19 protein-coding genes are annotated in these 17,517 nt (G+C 35.5%); 6 read left to right on the top strand and 13 right to left on the bottom strand.

Translation table 11 applies throughout. The features are described from left to right. Positions 1 to 197 precede the first annotated feature (197 nt). Positions 198 to 1,190, top strand: a complete 993-nt coding sequence (locus ACTQ5K_RS14870; protein ID WP_031536917.1) for an NAD(P)/FAD-dependent oxidoreductase — start codon at positions 198 to 200, stop codon at positions 1,188 to 1,190. A 171-nt stretch (positions 1,191 to 1,361) separates the two neighbouring features. Here the strand turns inward: ACTQ5K_RS14870 and ACTQ5K_RS14865 are convergent, their stop codons facing one another. Further along, complete coding sequence (locus tag ACTQ5K_RS14865) at positions 1,362 to 1,727, bottom strand: HesB/IscA family protein (protein WP_031536916.1); 366 nt, start codon at positions 1,725 to 1,727, stop codon at positions 1,362 to 1,364. Positions 1,728 to 1,972: 245 nt separating this feature from the next. Between ACTQ5K_RS14865 and ACTQ5K_RS14860 the strand changes: the two genes are divergently transcribed. Beyond that, positions 1,973 to 2,659 carry a DUF2225 domain-containing protein gene (locus tag ACTQ5K_RS14860; RefSeq protein ID WP_031536915.1) on the top strand — a complete coding sequence of 229 codons (687 nt, stop codon included), beginning with the start codon at positions 1,973 to 1,975 and terminating at the stop codon, positions 2,657 to 2,659. Between the two features lie 50 nt (positions 2,660 to 2,709). On the opposite strand, the gene ACTQ5K_RS14855 is transcribed toward ACTQ5K_RS14860, so the two are convergent. After that, positions 2,710 to 2,949, bottom strand: a complete 240-nt coding sequence (locus ACTQ5K_RS14855) for a DUF1450 domain-containing protein (RefSeq protein ID WP_441994027.1) — start codon at positions 2,947 to 2,949, stop codon at positions 2,710 to 2,712. A gap of 254 nt (positions 2,950 to 3,203) precedes the next feature. On the opposite strand from ACTQ5K_RS14855, the gene ACTQ5K_RS14850 reads away from it, so the two are divergent. After that, positions 3,204 to 4,268 (top strand): NAD(P)/FAD-dependent oxidoreductase, encoded by a 1,065-nt coding sequence (locus ACTQ5K_RS14850; protein ID WP_031536913.1) that lies wholly within the window; start codon positions 3,204 to 3,206, stop codon positions 4,266 to 4,268. A gap of 81 nt (positions 4,269 to 4,349) precedes the next feature. Here ACTQ5K_RS14850 and ACTQ5K_RS14845 read toward each other — a convergent pair whose 3' ends face one another. Beyond that, positions 4,350 to 4,673, bottom strand: coding sequence for a DUF1462 family protein (locus ACTQ5K_RS14845; RefSeq protein ID WP_048718480.1), 324 nt, complete (start codon positions 4,671 to 4,673; stop codon positions 4,350 to 4,352). A 151-nt stretch (positions 4,674 to 4,824) separates the two neighbouring features. Here ACTQ5K_RS14845 and ACTQ5K_RS14840 point away from each other — a divergent pair, with 151 nt between their 5' ends. Beyond that, positions 4,825 to 5,061, top strand: coding sequence for a NifU family protein (locus ACTQ5K_RS14840; RefSeq protein ID WP_048718482.1), 237 nt, complete (start codon positions 4,825 to 4,827; stop codon positions 5,059 to 5,061). A 73-nt stretch (positions 5,062 to 5,134) separates the two neighbouring features. Here the strand turns inward: ACTQ5K_RS14840 and thrB are convergent, their stop codons facing one another. The 4 genes from thrB to yutH form a co-directional block, all read right to left on the bottom strand. Beyond that, positions 5,135 to 6,052, bottom strand: a complete 918-nt coding sequence (gene thrB / locus ACTQ5K_RS14835; protein WP_048718484.1) for a homoserine kinase — start codon at positions 6,050 to 6,052, stop codon at positions 5,135 to 5,137. Further along, complete coding sequence (gene thrC, locus ACTQ5K_RS14830) at positions 6,049 to 7,110, bottom strand: threonine synthase (RefSeq protein ID WP_048718486.1); 1,062 nt, start codon at positions 7,108 to 7,110, stop codon at positions 6,049 to 6,051. The genes thrB and thrC overlap by 4 nt, the downstream gene beginning before the upstream one ends. Continuing rightward, entirely contained in the window at positions 7,110 to 8,405 is a 1,296-nt protein-coding gene (locus ACTQ5K_RS14825) for a homoserine dehydrogenase (RefSeq protein ID WP_048718488.1), read from the bottom strand. Before ACTQ5K_RS14825 ends, thrC begins: the two co-directional genes overlap by 1 nt. 410 nt (positions 8,406 to 8,815) lie before the next feature. Next, positions 8,816 to 9,817, bottom strand: a complete 1,002-nt coding sequence (gene yutH, locus ACTQ5K_RS14820; RefSeq protein WP_251628056.1) for a spore coat putative kinase YutH — start codon at positions 9,815 to 9,817, stop codon at positions 8,816 to 8,818. Positions 9,818 to 10,008: 191 nt separating this feature from the next. On the opposite strand from yutH, the gene ACTQ5K_RS14815 reads away from it, so the two are divergent. Then, positions 10,009 to 10,500 (top strand): phosphatidylglycerophosphatase A family protein, encoded by a 492-nt coding sequence (locus ACTQ5K_RS14815; RefSeq protein ID WP_031536302.1) that lies wholly within the window; start codon positions 10,009 to 10,011, stop codon positions 10,498 to 10,500. Positions 10,501 to 10,584: 84 nt separating this feature from the next. Here ACTQ5K_RS14815 and ACTQ5K_RS14810 read toward each other — a convergent pair whose 3' ends face one another. From ACTQ5K_RS14810 to lipA, 5 genes are all read right to left on the bottom strand, one after another. Next, positions 10,585 to 11,361 carry a TIGR01457 family HAD-type hydrolase gene (locus ACTQ5K_RS14810; RefSeq protein ID WP_031536303.1) on the bottom strand — a complete coding sequence of 259 codons (777 nt, stop codon included), beginning with the start codon at positions 11,359 to 11,361 and terminating at the stop codon, positions 10,585 to 10,587. Between the two features lie 39 nt (positions 11,362 to 11,400). Then, positions 11,401 to 11,838 (bottom strand): DUF86 domain-containing protein, encoded by a 438-nt coding sequence (locus ACTQ5K_RS14805; protein WP_031536304.1) that lies wholly within the window; start codon positions 11,836 to 11,838, stop codon positions 11,401 to 11,403. A 24-nt stretch (positions 11,839 to 11,862) separates the two neighbouring features. Further along, the gene (locus tag ACTQ5K_RS14800) at positions 11,863 to 13,161 is read right to left on the bottom strand and encodes an EAL domain-containing protein (RefSeq protein WP_251628059.1); all 1,299 of its coding nucleotides are present in this window, start codon (positions 13,159 to 13,161) and stop codon (positions 11,863 to 11,865) included. Between the two features lie 346 nt (positions 13,162 to 13,507). Beyond that, positions 13,508 to 13,780 (bottom strand): YutD family protein, encoded by a 273-nt coding sequence (locus ACTQ5K_RS14795; RefSeq protein ID WP_031536307.1) that lies wholly within the window; start codon positions 13,778 to 13,780, stop codon positions 13,508 to 13,510. Between the two features lie 284 nt (positions 13,781 to 14,064). Beyond that, the gene (gene lipA / locus ACTQ5K_RS14790; RefSeq protein WP_441994026.1) at positions 14,065 to 14,982 is read right to left on the bottom strand and encodes a lipoyl synthase; all 918 of its coding nucleotides are present in this window, start codon (positions 14,980 to 14,982) and stop codon (positions 14,065 to 14,067) included. 277 nt (positions 14,983 to 15,259) lie between these two features. Here lipA and ACTQ5K_RS14785 point away from each other — a divergent pair, with 277 nt between their 5' ends. Next, a complete protein-coding gene (locus ACTQ5K_RS14785) occupies positions 15,260 to 16,219 on the top strand; it encodes a M23 family metallopeptidase (RefSeq protein WP_284561431.1) in 960 nt (319 codons plus the stop codon). A 73-nt stretch (positions 16,220 to 16,292) separates the two neighbouring features. On the opposite strand, the gene ACTQ5K_RS14780 is transcribed toward ACTQ5K_RS14785, so the two are convergent. Continuing rightward, positions 16,293 to 17,387, bottom strand: a complete 1,095-nt coding sequence (locus tag ACTQ5K_RS14780) for an HD-GYP domain-containing protein (RefSeq protein ID WP_251628061.1) — start codon at positions 17,385 to 17,387, stop codon at positions 16,293 to 16,295. Positions 17,388 to 17,517: the final 130 nt, after the last annotated feature.

Genomic DNA, 17,517 nt, shown 5'->3' with positions numbered 1-17,517 from the left:
ACTATAAATAGAGTAAGTATAGAAAGCGTTAACAATAGAGATAGCAAACACACTGAAAAAGAGAGAAATTCCGACGATAAAAAATTTCTCCCACAAATACTTGACTCAAACAACTAAGTTTAAAAAAGTGAGAAATCATAATCATTATGATATGATAGCTTGTAGATTGAATCTTTTTGTAGGAGGGTTTTAGAAAATTGGAAGAAAATCAAACCATTTATGATATAACAGTTATTGGTGGTGGGCCAGTTGGAATGTTCACTGCTTTCTATGGAGGGATGAGACAAGCAACCGTTAAGATTATCGAAAGTCTCCCTACACTTGGCGGCCAGCTGACAGCGCTCTATCCTGAAAAATATATATACGATATTGCGGGCTTCCCAAAAATTCGCGCCCAAGAGTTAGTAGATAATTTAGAAGAGCAAATGAAAAAATTTGAGCAGTCCATTGTGTTGGAACAAGCTGTTCAAACGGTTGAAAAGCAAGGGGATGGTGTATTCAAAATCACTACAGATAAGGAAGTCCATTATTCCAAAACCATTATTATAACTGCTGGAAATGGAGCATTTCAGCCTCGTAAATTAGAATTGGAGCAAGCGAAAGATTTTGAAGGAAAAAACCTTTATTACTTCATCAATGACTTAAATCAATTTGCAGGTAAAAAAGTAATGGTATTTGGCGGTGGAGATTCTGCTGTAGATTGGGCATTAATGCTAGAGCCTATTGCTGATACAGTTTATTTAGCACATAGACGTGATAAATTCCGTGCACATGAGCATAGTGTAGAAAATCTTAAAAACTCAAAAGTTAACATTAAAACACCTTATATTCCGTCTGAATTAGTTGGAGATGAGGAGATTAAGCAAGTTATTCTTGAGAATGTAACAACACAAGAAAAAGAAATTATTGATGTAGATGCAGTCATCGTAAACTACGGATTTGTTTCTTCTTTAGGTCCAATTAAAGAATGGGGCTTTGACATTCAAAAGAACTCTATTGTTGTTAACAGCAAAATGGAAACAAATATTCCAGGGATTTATGCAGCTGGTGACATCTGCACATATGATGGAAAAGTTAAATTGATCGCTACTGGATTTGGCGAAGCACCTACAGCTGTCAATAATGCGAAAACATATATGGATCCAAAGGCACGAGTACAGCCGCTTCATAGTACTTCATTATTTAAGTAAAAAGAAGAATTATTTAAAGACTGATGATAATCGTTCCCTTTCTGAAAAGGAATGTGATTACACTCAGTCTTTTATTTATCTATCTAGAAATTAAAAAAACACCACTAATCATTCATGATCCCTCTAACTGAGGGTTTCAATCCTGATATAGTGATGTTTTTTTATTTTATATTAGCATTCCTCAGGTGTCCCAGCCACTTTCGCTGTACGGAAAGATGACCCACAACCACATGAGGCAATCGCATTAGGATTGTCGATGGTGAAGCCTCCACCCATCAGGGATTGCTTGTAATCGATTTTTGTACCCTTTAAGATTGGACCATCATTTTGATCTACTAATACACGAATACCAAATTGCTCAAACAATTGGTCATTTTCTTCTTTTTCCGGTGAGAAGCCCATTCCATAAGATAATCCACTGCAGCCTCCACCTTTTACTGCTACTCTTAAATAAGAATTTTCTTCCTCATTTTCCTTCATCATTTCTTTTATTTGAAGAGCAGCGGCTTCTGTAATGTGTACGATTTCTTCTGTCACTGTACATTCTCCTTTCGTCCTTTTATTATTTTCTATTATATACCTCCATTTAAAACTACTCAACAGAATGAAACGGAGTAAAAGATTGGTAATAATATCTTTTCTCCTTTATTTGCTTTCCTTCACACACAAACAGGGACTATGTACCTATTTATAATATTTATATAGGAAAAAATACTTAAACAGATGTATAATTAGGATATATACAACATGAAATTATACCTATCGATAAAGGAGGGAGACGCTTGAATAAGATCAAACCATTATTTGACAAACAATGCACTTGTTTACTTTGCCAAACTAAGTTTACTACAAAGAAATTGCGTACAAGATTTGTTAAATTGAATAAAATGGATTCAGATTTCTTTCCTATCTATGATGAGCATAATCCACTCCTTTATTACATAAATGTGTGCCCAGCTTGTGGTTTCTCTTACAGTGATGACTCCAGTCGTTATTTTGCACAAGAAAGCAAGATGGCACTTATTGAAAAAGTTAGTTCCCACTGGATTCCACATTCATTTGATAAGGAACGGAGTATAGAGGATAGTATTAAAACATATAAATTAGCTGCTTATTGTGCTTCTGTACGAAAGGAAAAACATATTACCGTCGCTGGTCTATATCTCCGCATTGCATGGCATTATCGCATGCTAAATAATACAGAACAGGAAATCCGTTTTATTAACCTTGCATTATCAGAATATGAAACTTCCTATTCCATTGGTGATTACCAAGGTACCAAAGTATCTGAACTAAGGACTATTTATTTAATAGCAGATCTTTCAAAGCGTACAAATAATTTAGAGAAAGCTACTAAGTTTTATTCGAAAGTAATCGAACAGCAGAATAGGACCGTTGAAACACAAATTGTGAAGCTAGCTAAAGAGAGCTGGCAGGAAATGCGTGACAGCCAAAAAACCTTCATATGAAATCATATCTATCAGTGGAATCTGTTACCACTCACTCACTGATAGATTTTTTATGCAAATGGGTGCTCCGCTAAATACTGATATACCTTTTTCACAAGATCTTGTGAATCTTCCCCTTTTATTATTTCTCCATCTACCAAAGCAAAGCATGACTCCCCGCAATGTCCACAGTAACCTAAGCAGCCATAATTAATTACATCTAAAGAATCATCCTGCTCAAGAATTTCCTTTGCTTCCATTGCCCCAGATGCAAGGTTGCTGAGGCAGAATTCAATTAGTGGTTTAAACATTTAGCTCACCTCTTTCTTACAATTATACTAGGTTTTCGTGTAGCTAAAGCAAAGAATGTCCAATTATCCAATAAGAAAAAAATTTTTGAAATATAGTGCTGCAAACATGATGAACTGCAAAGGGAAAAGTCATTTTCCTTCTGTAAATATGAATAAACCGTCCTAACCCTTTAATATACTATATAAGGAGACAGCTCCGACTTTAATGAACTATTTCATACAATAGATACCGATAATGGTTAAGGGGGGAAAGAATGAAAAAATTAGTAATATTAGGCGGTGGGTATGGTGGAATGCAACTTTTATCCTCCATAATACCCCATTTACCATATAATCTAATGGTCATATTAATAGATAAAGTTCCTTTTCATTTTCTTAAAACGGAATATTACGCTATTGCTGCTGGAACTGTTCAAGATCAAAGCCTACAAATTCCTTTTCCTAAACACCCTCAAGTCAGTATTATACAAGCAGAAGTTGAAAAAATTGATTTGGAAAAAAATAAGGTATGGTTATCTGATGGAAATCCAATTGCATATAATGATCTAATTATTGGGCTTGGCTGTGAAGACGATTATCATCAAGTGGAGGGAGCAGATAAATACACACATAGTATTCAAACAATTAGCAAGTCTAAACATACACATAAACATCTTCAAGGCTTGCCCGATAATGGAAAAGTGGCAATTATCGGCGGTGGGCTAAGTGGTGTTGAATTAGCTGCCGAGCTAGCAGAAAGCAAAAAGCTACAAATAGCATTATTTGATCGAGGAAATGCCATTTTATCCGCCTATCCAAAAAAGGTAAGAAATTATGTTGAACGATGGTTTGAGACAAAAAAAGTTAGCGTTTATAAAAACAGTGAAATTACTCGCATCGAAGAGAATATTGTTTATAATCACGGAAGCCCCATGCCTTTTGACTGTATCGTATGGACTGCAGGAATCCAGCCAAATAAAATTGTACGTGCGTTAGACGTAGAAAAGGATAAGAAAGGAAGAATTTTTCTCTCCAAATATCATCACCTTCCAAGTAATGAACATGTATTTGTTGTAGGAGATTGTGCTAGTTTAAATCATCCTCCTAGTGCACAGCTTGCTCGAGGACAGGCAGAGCAAATTGCCTTTGTTCTCATTTCTAAATGGCAAGGTAAATTGCTTCCGTATCATATGCCTCCTATCAAGCTAAAAGGTGTACTAGGCTCTTTAGGAAAAAAAGACGGCTTTGGACTTATCGCCAAAACCGCACTAACTGGAAGAATTCCACGTTTAATAAAGCGTGGTGTCCTTTGGAAGGATAAAATAAAAAAAGCAAAATAGCCGATTATAAAGGAGAGCTGTTTTTGATTGATACACTCTATTCATTATCACATTTCAAAAACGACTCTCCTTCCCTTTCGTCTATATGCTCGTATATCCATATTTTTCAAATTCTGCATAAATTATCTTTAACTTAGGATTTCCTTCTCCAACTATTTCTCCCTCGACGACGACGACTGGATAAAATAAGTCTTCCTCTATTATCTTCCGACAAAATTCATTTTTTTCTTCTTCATAATTTGCTTGAAATATATCATAATAATTAATTTGAAAGGTTTGTTCTGGAAACTTTCTGCTCAATGCTGCTTGAAGCCACTCATACGTGTCTTTTGAAGATGGCAGATTAACACAGCTCGCACAAATTTGATCTGCCCCATAAATACTTACTTCAATCTCTTTTTTCAAAAGATTCCCTCCCTAACTGTCTATTTCTTCTTTTACTGTTATCGTATTGTTTTAAATAAATCCATTTTTTGTTTATCAATTCATGTTTCTTGATTATAGATTTTTCATCCTAATGTGATTATAATAAATAATAGGAAAGGAGTCGATATGTATGCAAGAATTAGAAATGAAAGAACAAGTACAAGAAGTACTCGATAAATTACGTCCATTCCTTTTAAGAGATGGCGGAGACTGTGAATTAGTTGATGTAGAGGACGGCATTGTTAAACTGCGCTTACTTGGCGCATGCGGAAGCTGCCCAAGCTCTACCATTACTTTAAAGGCTGGTATTGAACGTGCTTTATTAGAAGAAGTTCCAGGAATTTATGAAGTAGAGCAAGTATTTTAATCTTTACAATATGGAGAAGTAGCAAGAGGATGCAGTAAGCTGCATCCTCTTTTCTTTTGCTTACATTATTTTATTAAGCATCTGTTACAATAGCCCCGGTACAAAGACTGCCTTCCTTGTCTATTTCCAATGGCAGAAAGCACATTTCAGGTAATAACGGGGTTAAACCCTCAATTAAAGCATTCATTTCTCCAGGTCTTACAAAGCATAGCACAGTCGGCCCTGCACCGCTTAGAGCAACACCATAAGCACCAAGCTCATAGGCTTGCTCCTCCAATATTTGCAAATGTGGAACAAGTTCTTTTCTATAAGGCTGATGGTACTTGTCCTTCTTCATCATCTTCCCTGCAAGCTCTAGATTACCTGACAACAGGGCTGCAACTAGTAAATTAGATATTGCACCTGCAGAAACAGCTTCGCCGAAAGATAGAGTACTCGGCAATACGCCCCGTGAAGATTTTGTTAACAGTTCTTCCTCTGGAATAACCGCCAACACTTCCAAATCGATGGAGTGGATCGTTTCTGCATCTACTTCTTCCCCTAATTGACACCCTATTACTAAACCACCAAAAAGGCTTGCTCCTACATTATCTGGATGTCCTTCCATTTTAGATGCAATTTCAAACTTTTCTTGTTTCGTCAAGCGTAAGTCTCCAACTTGATCCGCAAGTTCAATTCCCGCTACAATGGCCGATGCGCTCGATCCTAAGCCCCTTGCTAGAGGGATATTACTAGCAACTTTAATCTCGCAGGGTGAAAGAATAGTTTGAAATGATTCTGCAACCTCGATAGCTGTTTTAACAATGAAATTTCTTTCATCTTGAGGAAATTCCTTTAGTTCATCCGTTAACGGAATAACCTCCCAACAATCACTTCGGACTACTTCTAATGTTAGATATAAATTTAACGCTAAGCCAATACTATCAAAGCCTGGGCCTAAGTTAGCCGTACTTGCTGGCACTTTAATAAATAGCATTTCGCCTTCGTTCATATATGAACGACTCCTTTGATATGGTTCGCAACAGCCTTCTCATCATTTGGTAGAACTACTGGTTTTATTGGACTAACATCAATAGCTGTATTTGGATCCTTTAAGCCATTTCCTGTAAGAATAGCGACAATTTTACTTCCTTTTGGAATTTTTCCACTTTGAATATGCTTATACACACCAGCAATGGATGCACAGGAACCTGGCTCAGCAAACACACCTTCTTTAGCTGCTATTGTACGATAAGCAGCTACTATTTCTTCATCTGTTACTTCATCAATAATCCCCTTTGATTCTTGCTGTGCTTGAACAGCTAACTTCCAGCTTGCCGGATTACCAATGCGAATCGCGGTAGCAATTGTTTCTGGATTTTCAAAAACACGGTTATGAACAATCGCGGCCGCTCCTGCTGCCTCGAAGCCATGAATTTTCGGAAGCCCTGTTTGCTTTACTTGATGATATTCTTTAAATCCTTTCCAATATGCACTAATATTCCCTGCGTTTCCAACTGGGATTGCCAATATGTCTGGAGCTCCTCCCAATTGATCACACACTTCAAAGGCTGCCGTTTTTTGACCTTCTAAACGATATGGATTAACAGAATTCACTAGTGCAACCGGCTCTGTTTCACTAATTTTTCGAACCATTTGTAAGGCTTGGTCAAAATTCCCTTCAATAGCGATAATTTCTGCACCATACATTACCGCTTGCGCAAGTTTACCCATCGCGATTTTCCCTTCAGGAATAACTACGATACAACGCATTCCTGCACGAGTAGCATATGCTGCAGCTGCTGCCGATGTATTACCAGTAGAAGCACAGATTACTGTTGAGTTACCTTCTTCTTTAGCCTTTGCAACAGCCATTACCATTCCTCTGTCTTTAAAAGACCCAGTAGGATTCGTTCCTTCTGTTTTAACATAAAGCTCTACGCCCCACTCTTCCGACAACTTATCTAGCTTAATTAATGGCGTATTTCCTTCATTTAATGTTAACATCGGTGTTGATTCATTTATTGGCAAATATTCTTTATATTCTTCTAAAAGGCCTTTCCATCTCATTACTTTGTACCTCCCTCAACTCGGTATGAACTTTTGACTGTTCGGACAGATCTTAAATCCCTTAATTCTAATAATATATTTTCATAGTTTAATAAAGAAGCATGATGTGTAACTAGGACGATTTCCGCCAGCCCTTTTTCCTTCACTGGTAATTGGAGAATCTTCTCAAAACTGACTCCATGTTGAGAGAAGATGGAGGTAATTTCTGCAAATACACCAACCTCATCCTCTACTTGCAGACGCAAGAAATACTTTGAAAATCTTTCATCTGGATCTTTTAACTTCTTTTTAAATTGTGGAGCAATTGCTCCCTTTCCGTTTACACCCAATCTCATATTTTTTAAGACATTAACTAAATCCGACACAACTGCTGTTGCAGTAGGTAAGCTTCCAGCACCTGGACCATAAAACATCGTTTCTCCTACAGCTTCTCCATAAACATATACAGCGTTATATTCATTATTAACAGATGCTAATGGGTGACTGTCTACGATAAAGGTCGGCTGTACACTTACCTCGACTTTTTCTTCCTGCCTTTGAGCGATACCAATGAGCTTCATTGTGTATCCCAGCTGCTTTCCATACTGAATATCTTCATCTGTTACATTGGTAATTCCTTCTACCTTCACATCTTCTAATCCTATATTCATGGAAAAGCCTAGTGTAGCTAAAATCGTCATTTTTCTAGCAGCGTCCAATCCTTCTACATCTGAGGTTGGATCACTTTCTGCGAAACCTAATTTTTGTGCTTCTAATAAGACATCACTATATGGTCTTTGCTGTTGACTCATTTTCGTTAGAATAAAATTAGTTGTACCGTTCACGATTCCCATCATTTTGATGATTCGATCAGAAGCTAATCCATCAACTAATCCCCTTAGTATAGGAATTCCCCCAGCAACACTGGCTTCATAAAATAAGTCACAATTATTCTGGGAAGCTGCCTGCAAAAGCGCTGCTCCATGTACAGCCATTAAATCTTTATTTGCTGTGACTACTTGCTTTTTATTTTTTAGTGCCTTGAGCAAGATGTTCCTTGTATCTTCTATCCCACCCATTACTTCAATTACCACATCTATTTCAGGATCATCCAAAATATCATTTGCTTCCACTGTTAGGAGGATGTCTTTTACCTCTACATCTCTCTCCTTATTGATATTTTTGACTAGAATTTTTTTTACTTTCACCGGACAGCCAACCTGATGCATAATTTTATCCTGATGATTTTCGATAATTTTCACAACGCCCGATCCAACAGTTCCTAATCCGAGTAGTCCAATTGAGATTGTCTCCATCTGCTTCCTCCCGTTGATGTTCTTTTTACGAGAACAACTGTCTTTGTATAGTAGACATTATAGTGTTTGATTCCTTTTTTTACAAGGGGTGTTTAACATTCTTTTGAAAATTTATTTTTTTTTATAAGAATGATTAACTAAATTTTCTCCCTAAAAAGGAAACAACCGCTCGTTTACTTATTTAATCTATTATAAAGGAATTTTATGTAATACTAAAAGGAAAATTATAAATCTTGTGTATTTTTAGATTTCAGCAGAAGATTACATTTTCGATGTATTCCTCTGTAACGTTTGCTCTTCCTATTCAGGCAACGTTTGCACATAGCTACTGTTTTCTCGATAGTAAAAAAAGACCCCATTAAATGTGGTGTACAGCCACGTTAACAAGGTCTTATTATCACATTGTCTGTTTATAACCAAGTAACAATCGGTATCTTCATTGTTTTTACAGGAACTTCTGTGTTTTGATAAAATTCCTTGAGAAATATTTCTAAGTCTCTTGATTGATTGAGCATTTTCTTTAGCCTTTCTTCTAGAAACAATCGATCTGCTTCATGTGTAGCAGAATAGTAATTTTCCACACATTCTACATAATGAATGGGAAATAACAATCTTGCATAAATTAGTCTCCATGCAAAAGAGCTTAGCGGCATAACACTTTGATATTCCTCATAAAACGTTTTTACTTCTCTATGATATGTTTTAATATTTCTAAAATAACGGTCTCTTGTCCATTCCGCAAGATCTCTTCCACAATGATCAAAAACCCAATCAAATGGATTTTTAATATAATACTCCCCTGCCCACGTATCCTTTGTAAAACGATTATAGCAAATCGTTCCACTATCCACTGCATTGGGATCATCATCTAGCTCTGTATCGACAAGATACTGAATTGCATTCTCAGCAATTCCCATATAATATGGAAAAGATTCTCGAAATAACTTATCGAATTCACTTTCCGGTTCTTTATATAACATACCGTTCCAAAAACCTTCCATCTGATCCATTCTTTGTTCCCACATGCTCTTCCATTGGCCCATCCTGCTTATTTTTTGCACACCAAATTGCACTGTTCTTCCTCTAAAATGAAACTTTCCGAGCTTTCTTCCCAACTGACGCGAACGAAAAGGCCGCAACCGATTATTCATTATCACACAATAATGCTGTTCATCTATTTCTGTATATTTCTCTCCTTCTTTTGACTCTAAAATCATGCTAACATGATGGTCTCCAGTTTGGTATATATGTGCCGCTATTTGGTCTCTTTCTGCCAGCTCATCTTCCTCTACCCTTCCAACTGGAACGAGTGTAAATAACTTTCCTTCATTAATACAGGCTTCATAATGCCCAATTCTCGTTTCTTCTTCTACTTCAATCCCATATTTTGCAGATAAAATATTACGAATCATGCTTCCCCCTCCTATCCTCTCTTTTAGGAGTATATGATGTTGTATGTAAAAACTTGTTAAGTCGATTAAATTAATGAATATCACACTTTAAGGAAACAATAAGGGAGTATAGGAACATTTATCGACTTTCATGCATATAATAATAAACACTGTGACTACATAGTGAATAAACAAAAGAAAAGGTGAAGTTCATGTCATTAAAAGACCTAACAGAAAAAACAGCAAGAAAGTGGTTACATGAACGTGGAGTTAACATAGAGGATATTGCGAAGCTTGTATATATATTACAAGAGAAATATCATAATGATTTAAAAATGGATGACTGTATTCATAATGTGGAACGTGTCCTGTCAAAACGCGAGGTGCAAAACGCTATAATTACAGGGATACAATTAGATGTGTTAGCAGAAAAAAAGCTATTAGAATCTCCACTTCAAGAAATTGTAGAAACAGATGAAGGACTTTATGGAGTGGATGAGGTACTTGCATTTTCTATTGTTAATGTGTATGGCTCGATCGGATTTACGAATTATGGATATGTCGATAAATTAAAGCCAGGTATATTACAAAGGCTTAATGATAAGAGCACTGGAGAGTGTCATACTTTCTTAGATGACATTGTAGGTGCCATTGCAGCAGCAGCTTCCAGCAGACTAGCTCACCGTGCAAAAGGGGAAGAATAAGTCTAAAACAGCTGAATAAGGACATTTCGAAACAAGTAAACAATAAGTATACTTTGTTTGCGAAGCGTCCTCTTTTTAACTTAATTATTTTTTTACATCCCAATCCATTAAGCTATCTACCGTATAAGTTGGCTGGATGGAGTAGTCACCCAATTGTTCTTTGGTAGTTACACCTGTATGGACTAAAAGTGTATCCATATTTGCATTCATTCCTGCCATTATATCTGTTTGATAATTATCTCCTACCATCAAAACATCTTCTTTAGGCATGTTCAGTAATTTGATTGCTTGGTCAATTATAATGGATTCTGGCTTTCCTATCACGATTGGCTGTTGTTGTGTACTCACTGTAATTACAGATGTAACAGCACCATTACCTGGCAATAATCCCCGTTCAGTTGGCAAAGCAGTGTCACCATTTGTGCACACAAATTTTGCTCCATTGCGTACAGCCAGACAAGCTATCGTCAGTTTTTCATAGGTAATCTTCTGGTCAAGTCCAGCAACTACATAATCGACATTTTCAGAAGTCTCAACAAGCTTTAAGCCTTTTTCAATTAAAGCTTGTTGAAGCCCTACTTCACCAATCATAAATACGCTGGCTTCTGAAGCTCTTTCCGCGATATAATTTGCTGATGCCATTGCAGAGGTAAATACCTCACTTGCTTTTGCAGGTATATCGAATTCCCGTAGCTTCTGTGCTACCTGTTCTGGAGTTTTTGTTGAATTGTTTGTGACATATAAATAAGGAATTCTTGCGGCAATTAATCGTTTGACAAATTCAGCAGCTTCTGTAATCACTTCTGTACCACGATACATCGTGCCATCTAAATCGATTAAATATCCTTTATAAGCTTTCATTTATCCAAAATCCTTTCTAATGATACATTTTCATATACATTAATTTTTAAATGCAGACACAGGACCGAGTTCATGAATTAAGTAATCCTTCACAGACGGGATAAGTGATTTTATCGAATTCATATTTTGTGCAAATGCAGAAGCCAATTTCTGATGATCGATATCTGTATAATGATGTACAAGCTGTTTTCTCCACAGAATAAGCTCTTTCATGTCTTCTGCTATTCCTGTAGTAATTACTCTTTCATCTGTTAATATATCTACAATGTCATCATAGCTTCCAGGGTCTCTCATAATAAAACCGTCAATCATACTATTTCCCACATCCAAAATTACTTCAATCATCAAATGTGTAATTCTTTCCAATGCCACTTTTTCCAAAAAAGTATTCCAAGTATCCTGATTTTCAAATTGACGGATAAGTTCCTGATAATAGCGTAATTGTTCATCTATTTTTTCTCGGTCCACAAAATACATAATTGCGACTTCTCCTTCCGTGCCTTATGAGATTTGTAAGTGATCACTTAAGCTAGTTGGCTTGGCATAGAAATATCCTTGAGCTAAATCAACTTTATTCTTTGATAAAACAGAGGCTTCTTCTGCACTTTCGATGCCTTCTGCAACAACAACTGAACCTACTTCTTTAGCGATGAGAAGCAGCCCTTTTAGCATTGATTCTTTCACTGAATTTTTATCAATATTCTGGATAACAGACCGGTCAATTTTTATAATATCTGGCATAATTTCACTTATAGAATGAAGGCTTGCATAGCCTGCTCCTGTATCATCTACCGCGATTAAAAAACCAATCATTCTTAACACTTTCAGATTATTAGAAAAATGCTCTAAACCTTCAAATGAATCTCTCTCCGTAATCTCAATCGTTATTTTTTGGGGGGAAATCCCTTTAAATCGACGGATAACATTTTTAATATCTTTAATAAATCTTGGATTGCCTATTGTAACAGGTGTAAAGTTAATAAAGATATTGTGCTTCCATTTTGTATGCTGAATTTGTTCAAAAGCTTTTTCCAGTACAATCATTTCAAGATCATACAAGAATTTTGTTTGCCTTGCTAAGGAGAACAACTGAAGAGGATTTTCTAATGCCGTTCCTTTTGGTCCTCTTGTCAGCATTTCACAGGCATGAATTTTATTTGTTTCTACATCCATAATTGGCTGGGCTAATAAACAAATACGCTTATGGGCGACAATATCGCTTAATTCATGGACTAATTTATTGAATTCTGTATCAGATCTTTTATGTGCCATTGCAAGCGCTAATTCATAAGCCGTTTGAATGGCATCCTGAAGATAAGTATATTTTTTCTCGATAAACATATACCCAGAATTAAATACAGGTTGAACCCTCCCTGTTTCTCGAAAAACTCTTTCAACATTATGTATAATACTTTTTATTAGATCATCCAGGAGTGGTAGGCATTCCGTTCCTTGCTTCCATTTAATAAACATTGTCAGGCTATTTGGGCTGAAATCATGAATAGCCATAAATTCATTTGAAATATCCAATGATTGAATCGTTGCACGAAAAGACTTTTTTAGAAACCGAATATACTCTAAAAAATCCCGCACTTCTAATTGTTGCTTGATTCTATGTAAATTTATTATATCAATTACAACAACGGTCACCTCATATCCATTCTTCATTGCTTTCTCTACTTGATGAATAATAGGGTCTCGTAAAACAAATGAGGGTGGAAAATACTTTATACATTTTGCTGGTAACAATAATTTCCCCCAATTGAATAACCTTGAATATATATTTTCTTGATATTTCATAGCTCCATTCCTCTCAAAAGCCAACTTTTCCTGTTACAAATAAGCATTTTACATCTCTTGCGATGGACTTTTCCTTTACTTTTTGTGCTTACAATTCAAGCAATTACTTGCAAAAAGCAGCACTTAGGAATTTTTTAAATGTAGAGTAGAAAAACATTAAAGGTTTACCTTACTTGTAAGAAACGGTTTATAGATATAGATTTATTTAAAAAATCAAGTAGCTTATGCCAAGTTACAATAATAAAAGCTATATCCTATTAAAACACCGCTTCAAAACAGACCCATTTCTCATTTTTTTCAGAATGGAAGCTCCTTCTTCAAGCATAATCGGAAGGATTGCTAAATACTATTTCGTTTTTTTCACTACAAAATATGCACAGCCAAAATTACAATATTCATACAAATACTCTGTTAATGTACTTATTTTTGTGTCAAAGCTTGATTTTTGATTATTGTCATCAAAGAAACCACGTAGTCTTAATTGTCCATAGCCCCAATCTCCGACAATATAGTCGTATTTTGATAATATATCACTAAATCTATTTTTAAACGCTTCTTCATTAAAACCTGATTTTCTTTCTTCAATCAGTTCATAACAATTGTTATTAATACAAACCAATCGTATCACCTCAAAACCTATATGGATTTCATATATATAGTCTAATCATAATATTACCCACTTTCATTATAACCTTAGGAAGGATATTTACATAGCAAAAGCAATAATTTCTTCCTATAAAAAACAGAATTTTATATTTTTTATGTTTTAATCATTTTGGCGAATCGTGATTTATGTAATATAAATAATTCCATTAAATATATAGGGGTACACTTAGGATCCATGAAAAACTCAAAAATTTTTTCCGCTTAGACAACAAAAAAGACCCCCAGAAGGGATCTTTTTTAAGCTTCTTTTGCATGTTCAGCCATTTGTTGATTCTTTTTCGCTTCATTCACTTGCTCATCTGCATGATAAGAAGAACGAACTAATGGTCCTGCTTCACAATGGCTAAATCCTTTACTTAATGCAATTTCTTTCAATTCTTTAAATTCATCTGGATGATAATATTTTTGCACTTTTAAATGCTTGGCAGTTGGTTGCAAATACTGCCCTATTGTCATAATATCAACGTTATTTTCTCTGAGATCATCCATCGTTGCAACAATTTCTTCTTTTGTTTCTCCTAAACCGATCATAATACTAGATTTAGTCGGTATAGTAGGCTGCATTTCCTTTGCTCTGCGTAAAAATTCAAGGGAACGATGGTATTTTGCTCTTGCGCGTACTCTAGGGGTTAATCTTTCTACTGTTTCAATATTATGGTTCAAGATATCAGGTTTAGCATCCATTAACATACGTAGGTTTTCTTCTACGCCTCCCATATCGGAAGGTAGTACTTCAATGCTGGTGAATGGATTTTTTCTGCGAATGGCGCGAACCGTTTCTGCAAAAACAGCTGCACCGCCGTCTTTTAAATCATCTCTTGCAACAGCAGTAATGACGACATGCTTTAAATTCATCGTAAAAACAGAATCAGCAACTCTTTCAGGCTCTTGCCAATCTAGTTCTGTCGGTAAGCCTGTTTTTACTGCACAAAAACGACAAGCTCTTGTGCAAGTATCTCCTAGAATCATAAATGTCGCTGTTCTTCTTACAGCCCAACATTCATGGATATTTGGACATTTTGCTTCCTCACAAACTGTATGTAGTTGTTTTTCCTTCATCATTTTTTTCAAACCTGTATAATTTTCATTCGTATTCAACTTAATTTTCAACCATTCAGGCTTGCGTAAATATTCTTGTTTTTTCTCTGACACCATATTCATCTCCTAGTAAAATAATTTTCATCATTTACCTAAAAACAGTATTGTATAACAATATCCAATCAGAAAACTTTGTAATGTTACACATAATAGAAGGAATTCCCCACTTCATTTGTCACTTTAACATAATGCAAATACCTCTACAAGTTATTGATTATAAAGATTACCATTAATTGATAATTATTTTTTTCCTATTACTTCACAAAATATAACGACAGAATATGAAGGGAGGGATTATCTTTTGCGCAGGTTCATGTTTTTAATCATTATACTTATGTTTTTACTACCTAACACTGTCACATACGCGACTGAAAAAACGAATGATCCTTATACGAAACGAATGGAACTGTATAACAAAGTCGAAGCGTTGTATCAAATACCTTGGTATTATATAGCGGCTGTCGATCAATATGAGAGAAATATTCGCTCCGCAAGAAAAGATATCCCAAAAGCAGAAGGTCTTACTGGGATTTATTTTACAAAAGAAAAATGGGCAGGCATTATCAATCCAAATTCCGATGATACCAATCCTTTAACCATTCCTTTATTTGGAGGACTGGGAGCAGATGGTAATGGAGATGGAAAGGCAGATCGATTTAATGATGAAGATATCCTCTCCGCATTCTCTAATTATATAAGCCAATACGGAGTGGATGAGGATAACTTTAGAATCGGTTTATGGAATTACTATAAAAGAGATAAAACAGTAAGTATCATAATGGGAAAAGCTGCAATATATAAACATTTTGGAAGATTAAATTTGGATGATCACGCCTTCCCTCTTCCGTTAAGAAGTAATCATAGCTACCGAAGTACTTGGGGGGATGCACGCGGCTGGGGAGGAAAACGTATCCATGAAGGAACCGACATTTTTGCAGACTATGGTGTCCCTGTGAAAGCGACTTCCTATGGTATTGTCGAAATGAAAGGTTGGAATAATTATGGTGGATGGCGAATTGGCATAAGAGATATTAACAATAACTATCATTATTTTGCCCATTTAAGTGGATTTTCTAAAGATATAAAAGCAGGTATGATAGTCGAACCAGGTATGCTAATCGGAGGGGTTGGGAGTTCAGGATATGGACCACCAGGAACGTCAGGAAAATTCCCGCCACATCTGCATTATGGAATCTATAAAGATAATGGATATACAGAATGGTCTTTTGATCCGTATGCTCACTTACGATTATGGGAAAGACAAGAACAGATAAGAGCACGAAATAAAAAATAAAAAATAAAAATTTCGTTAAGTTCGCTGGCGATAAGATGAATTTGCTCATTCTTATCGCCATTATTGGTGCAGTCTATAATGGGTGATGAATCGTATCACATTCCGTTATGAGAATAGAAAAATCTTCTTTTAAATCTAAATCGTAAGGAGGGATTTCTTTACCATCTTGTTCAATTATTCGAATAATCGGTCTTTCATTCATTCCTTTATTTTGTTTGCAGACAATTCCTTTTTCTCCATTACTTAGCTTTACACTCAATCCATTTGGATAAAGAACAATTGCCCTTCTAAAAGCTTCGACAATTTTCGCGTCATACAGTTGACTCGAGCCAGTATATAAAATTTCCAGTGCTTCATGTGGTAATAGGGCATCATGATAAACACGATTTGATGTTATTGCATCAAATACATCTGCAACAGCAATTATTTTCCCGAATAAGTGTATGTCTTCTTCTATCAAACCCCTAGGATAACCAGTTCCATTCAAACGCTCATGATGCTGATAAGCACAATGAGCAACTAATAACGGAAGAGCCTGGACATTTCTTAGGATTTCAAATCCTGCCTCTGCATGGCTCTTTACTATTTCATATTCCTCTTCTGTCAATTTTCCTGGTTTCATTAAAATCTCTAAAGGAATGCTCATTTTACCAATATCATGCAAAATAGCCCCTAATCCGATAATTTCCATCTGCTTAGGAGAAAGTTTTAATTCTAAACCTAATGCCAATGTATAAATGGTAACATTTAAGCTATGTGAAAAAATATAATTATCATACAAATATACATCTGACATAATAGAATATAGATCTTCATTATTCTTTAACTCTGCTAGTACTTTTCCAACTAGCTTTTTAAAAATAGGAGTGTTTTTTTCCATTACCATTGATACATTGGAAGAATCTGTCTGTTTAATGGCCTGAAAACTATTCTCAATCGTTTTCATCGCTTCCATCTTAACTTGATCTGAAATTGCAGCAATTACTTCTATATCCTTTGTATGCTTATCCTCCAAATATACGTAGCTGACGCCAAAATCAAGCAGCCTTTTAATAATTCTATCCTCTAGTCGCACCCCACTATTTACTAACACCTTTCCACGATCATTTAAAATGGGCTTTGCTAAGATAGCACCTTCTTGTATATTTTTCGTCCCAACTAATTTCATGCTTTAATGGCTCCTAATTATTTTTGTATATAATTATTATATCGTACAATTCCTCTTGTTTCTTTAGACCTATTGAAAATAAAAAGAAAATTATTCCTTATAGAAAGAAAGCTTAACGAAAATAAAAATC

The sequence above is a fragment of the Niallia sp. Sow4_A1 genome (assembly GCF_052116745.1).
Taxonomy (GTDB): domain Bacteria; phylum Bacillota; class Bacilli; order Bacillales; family Cytobacillaceae; genus Niallia; species Niallia hominis.
Note: the sequence above shows the minus strand (reverse complement) of the source record. Positions and strands in the feature narration are given on the sequence as shown.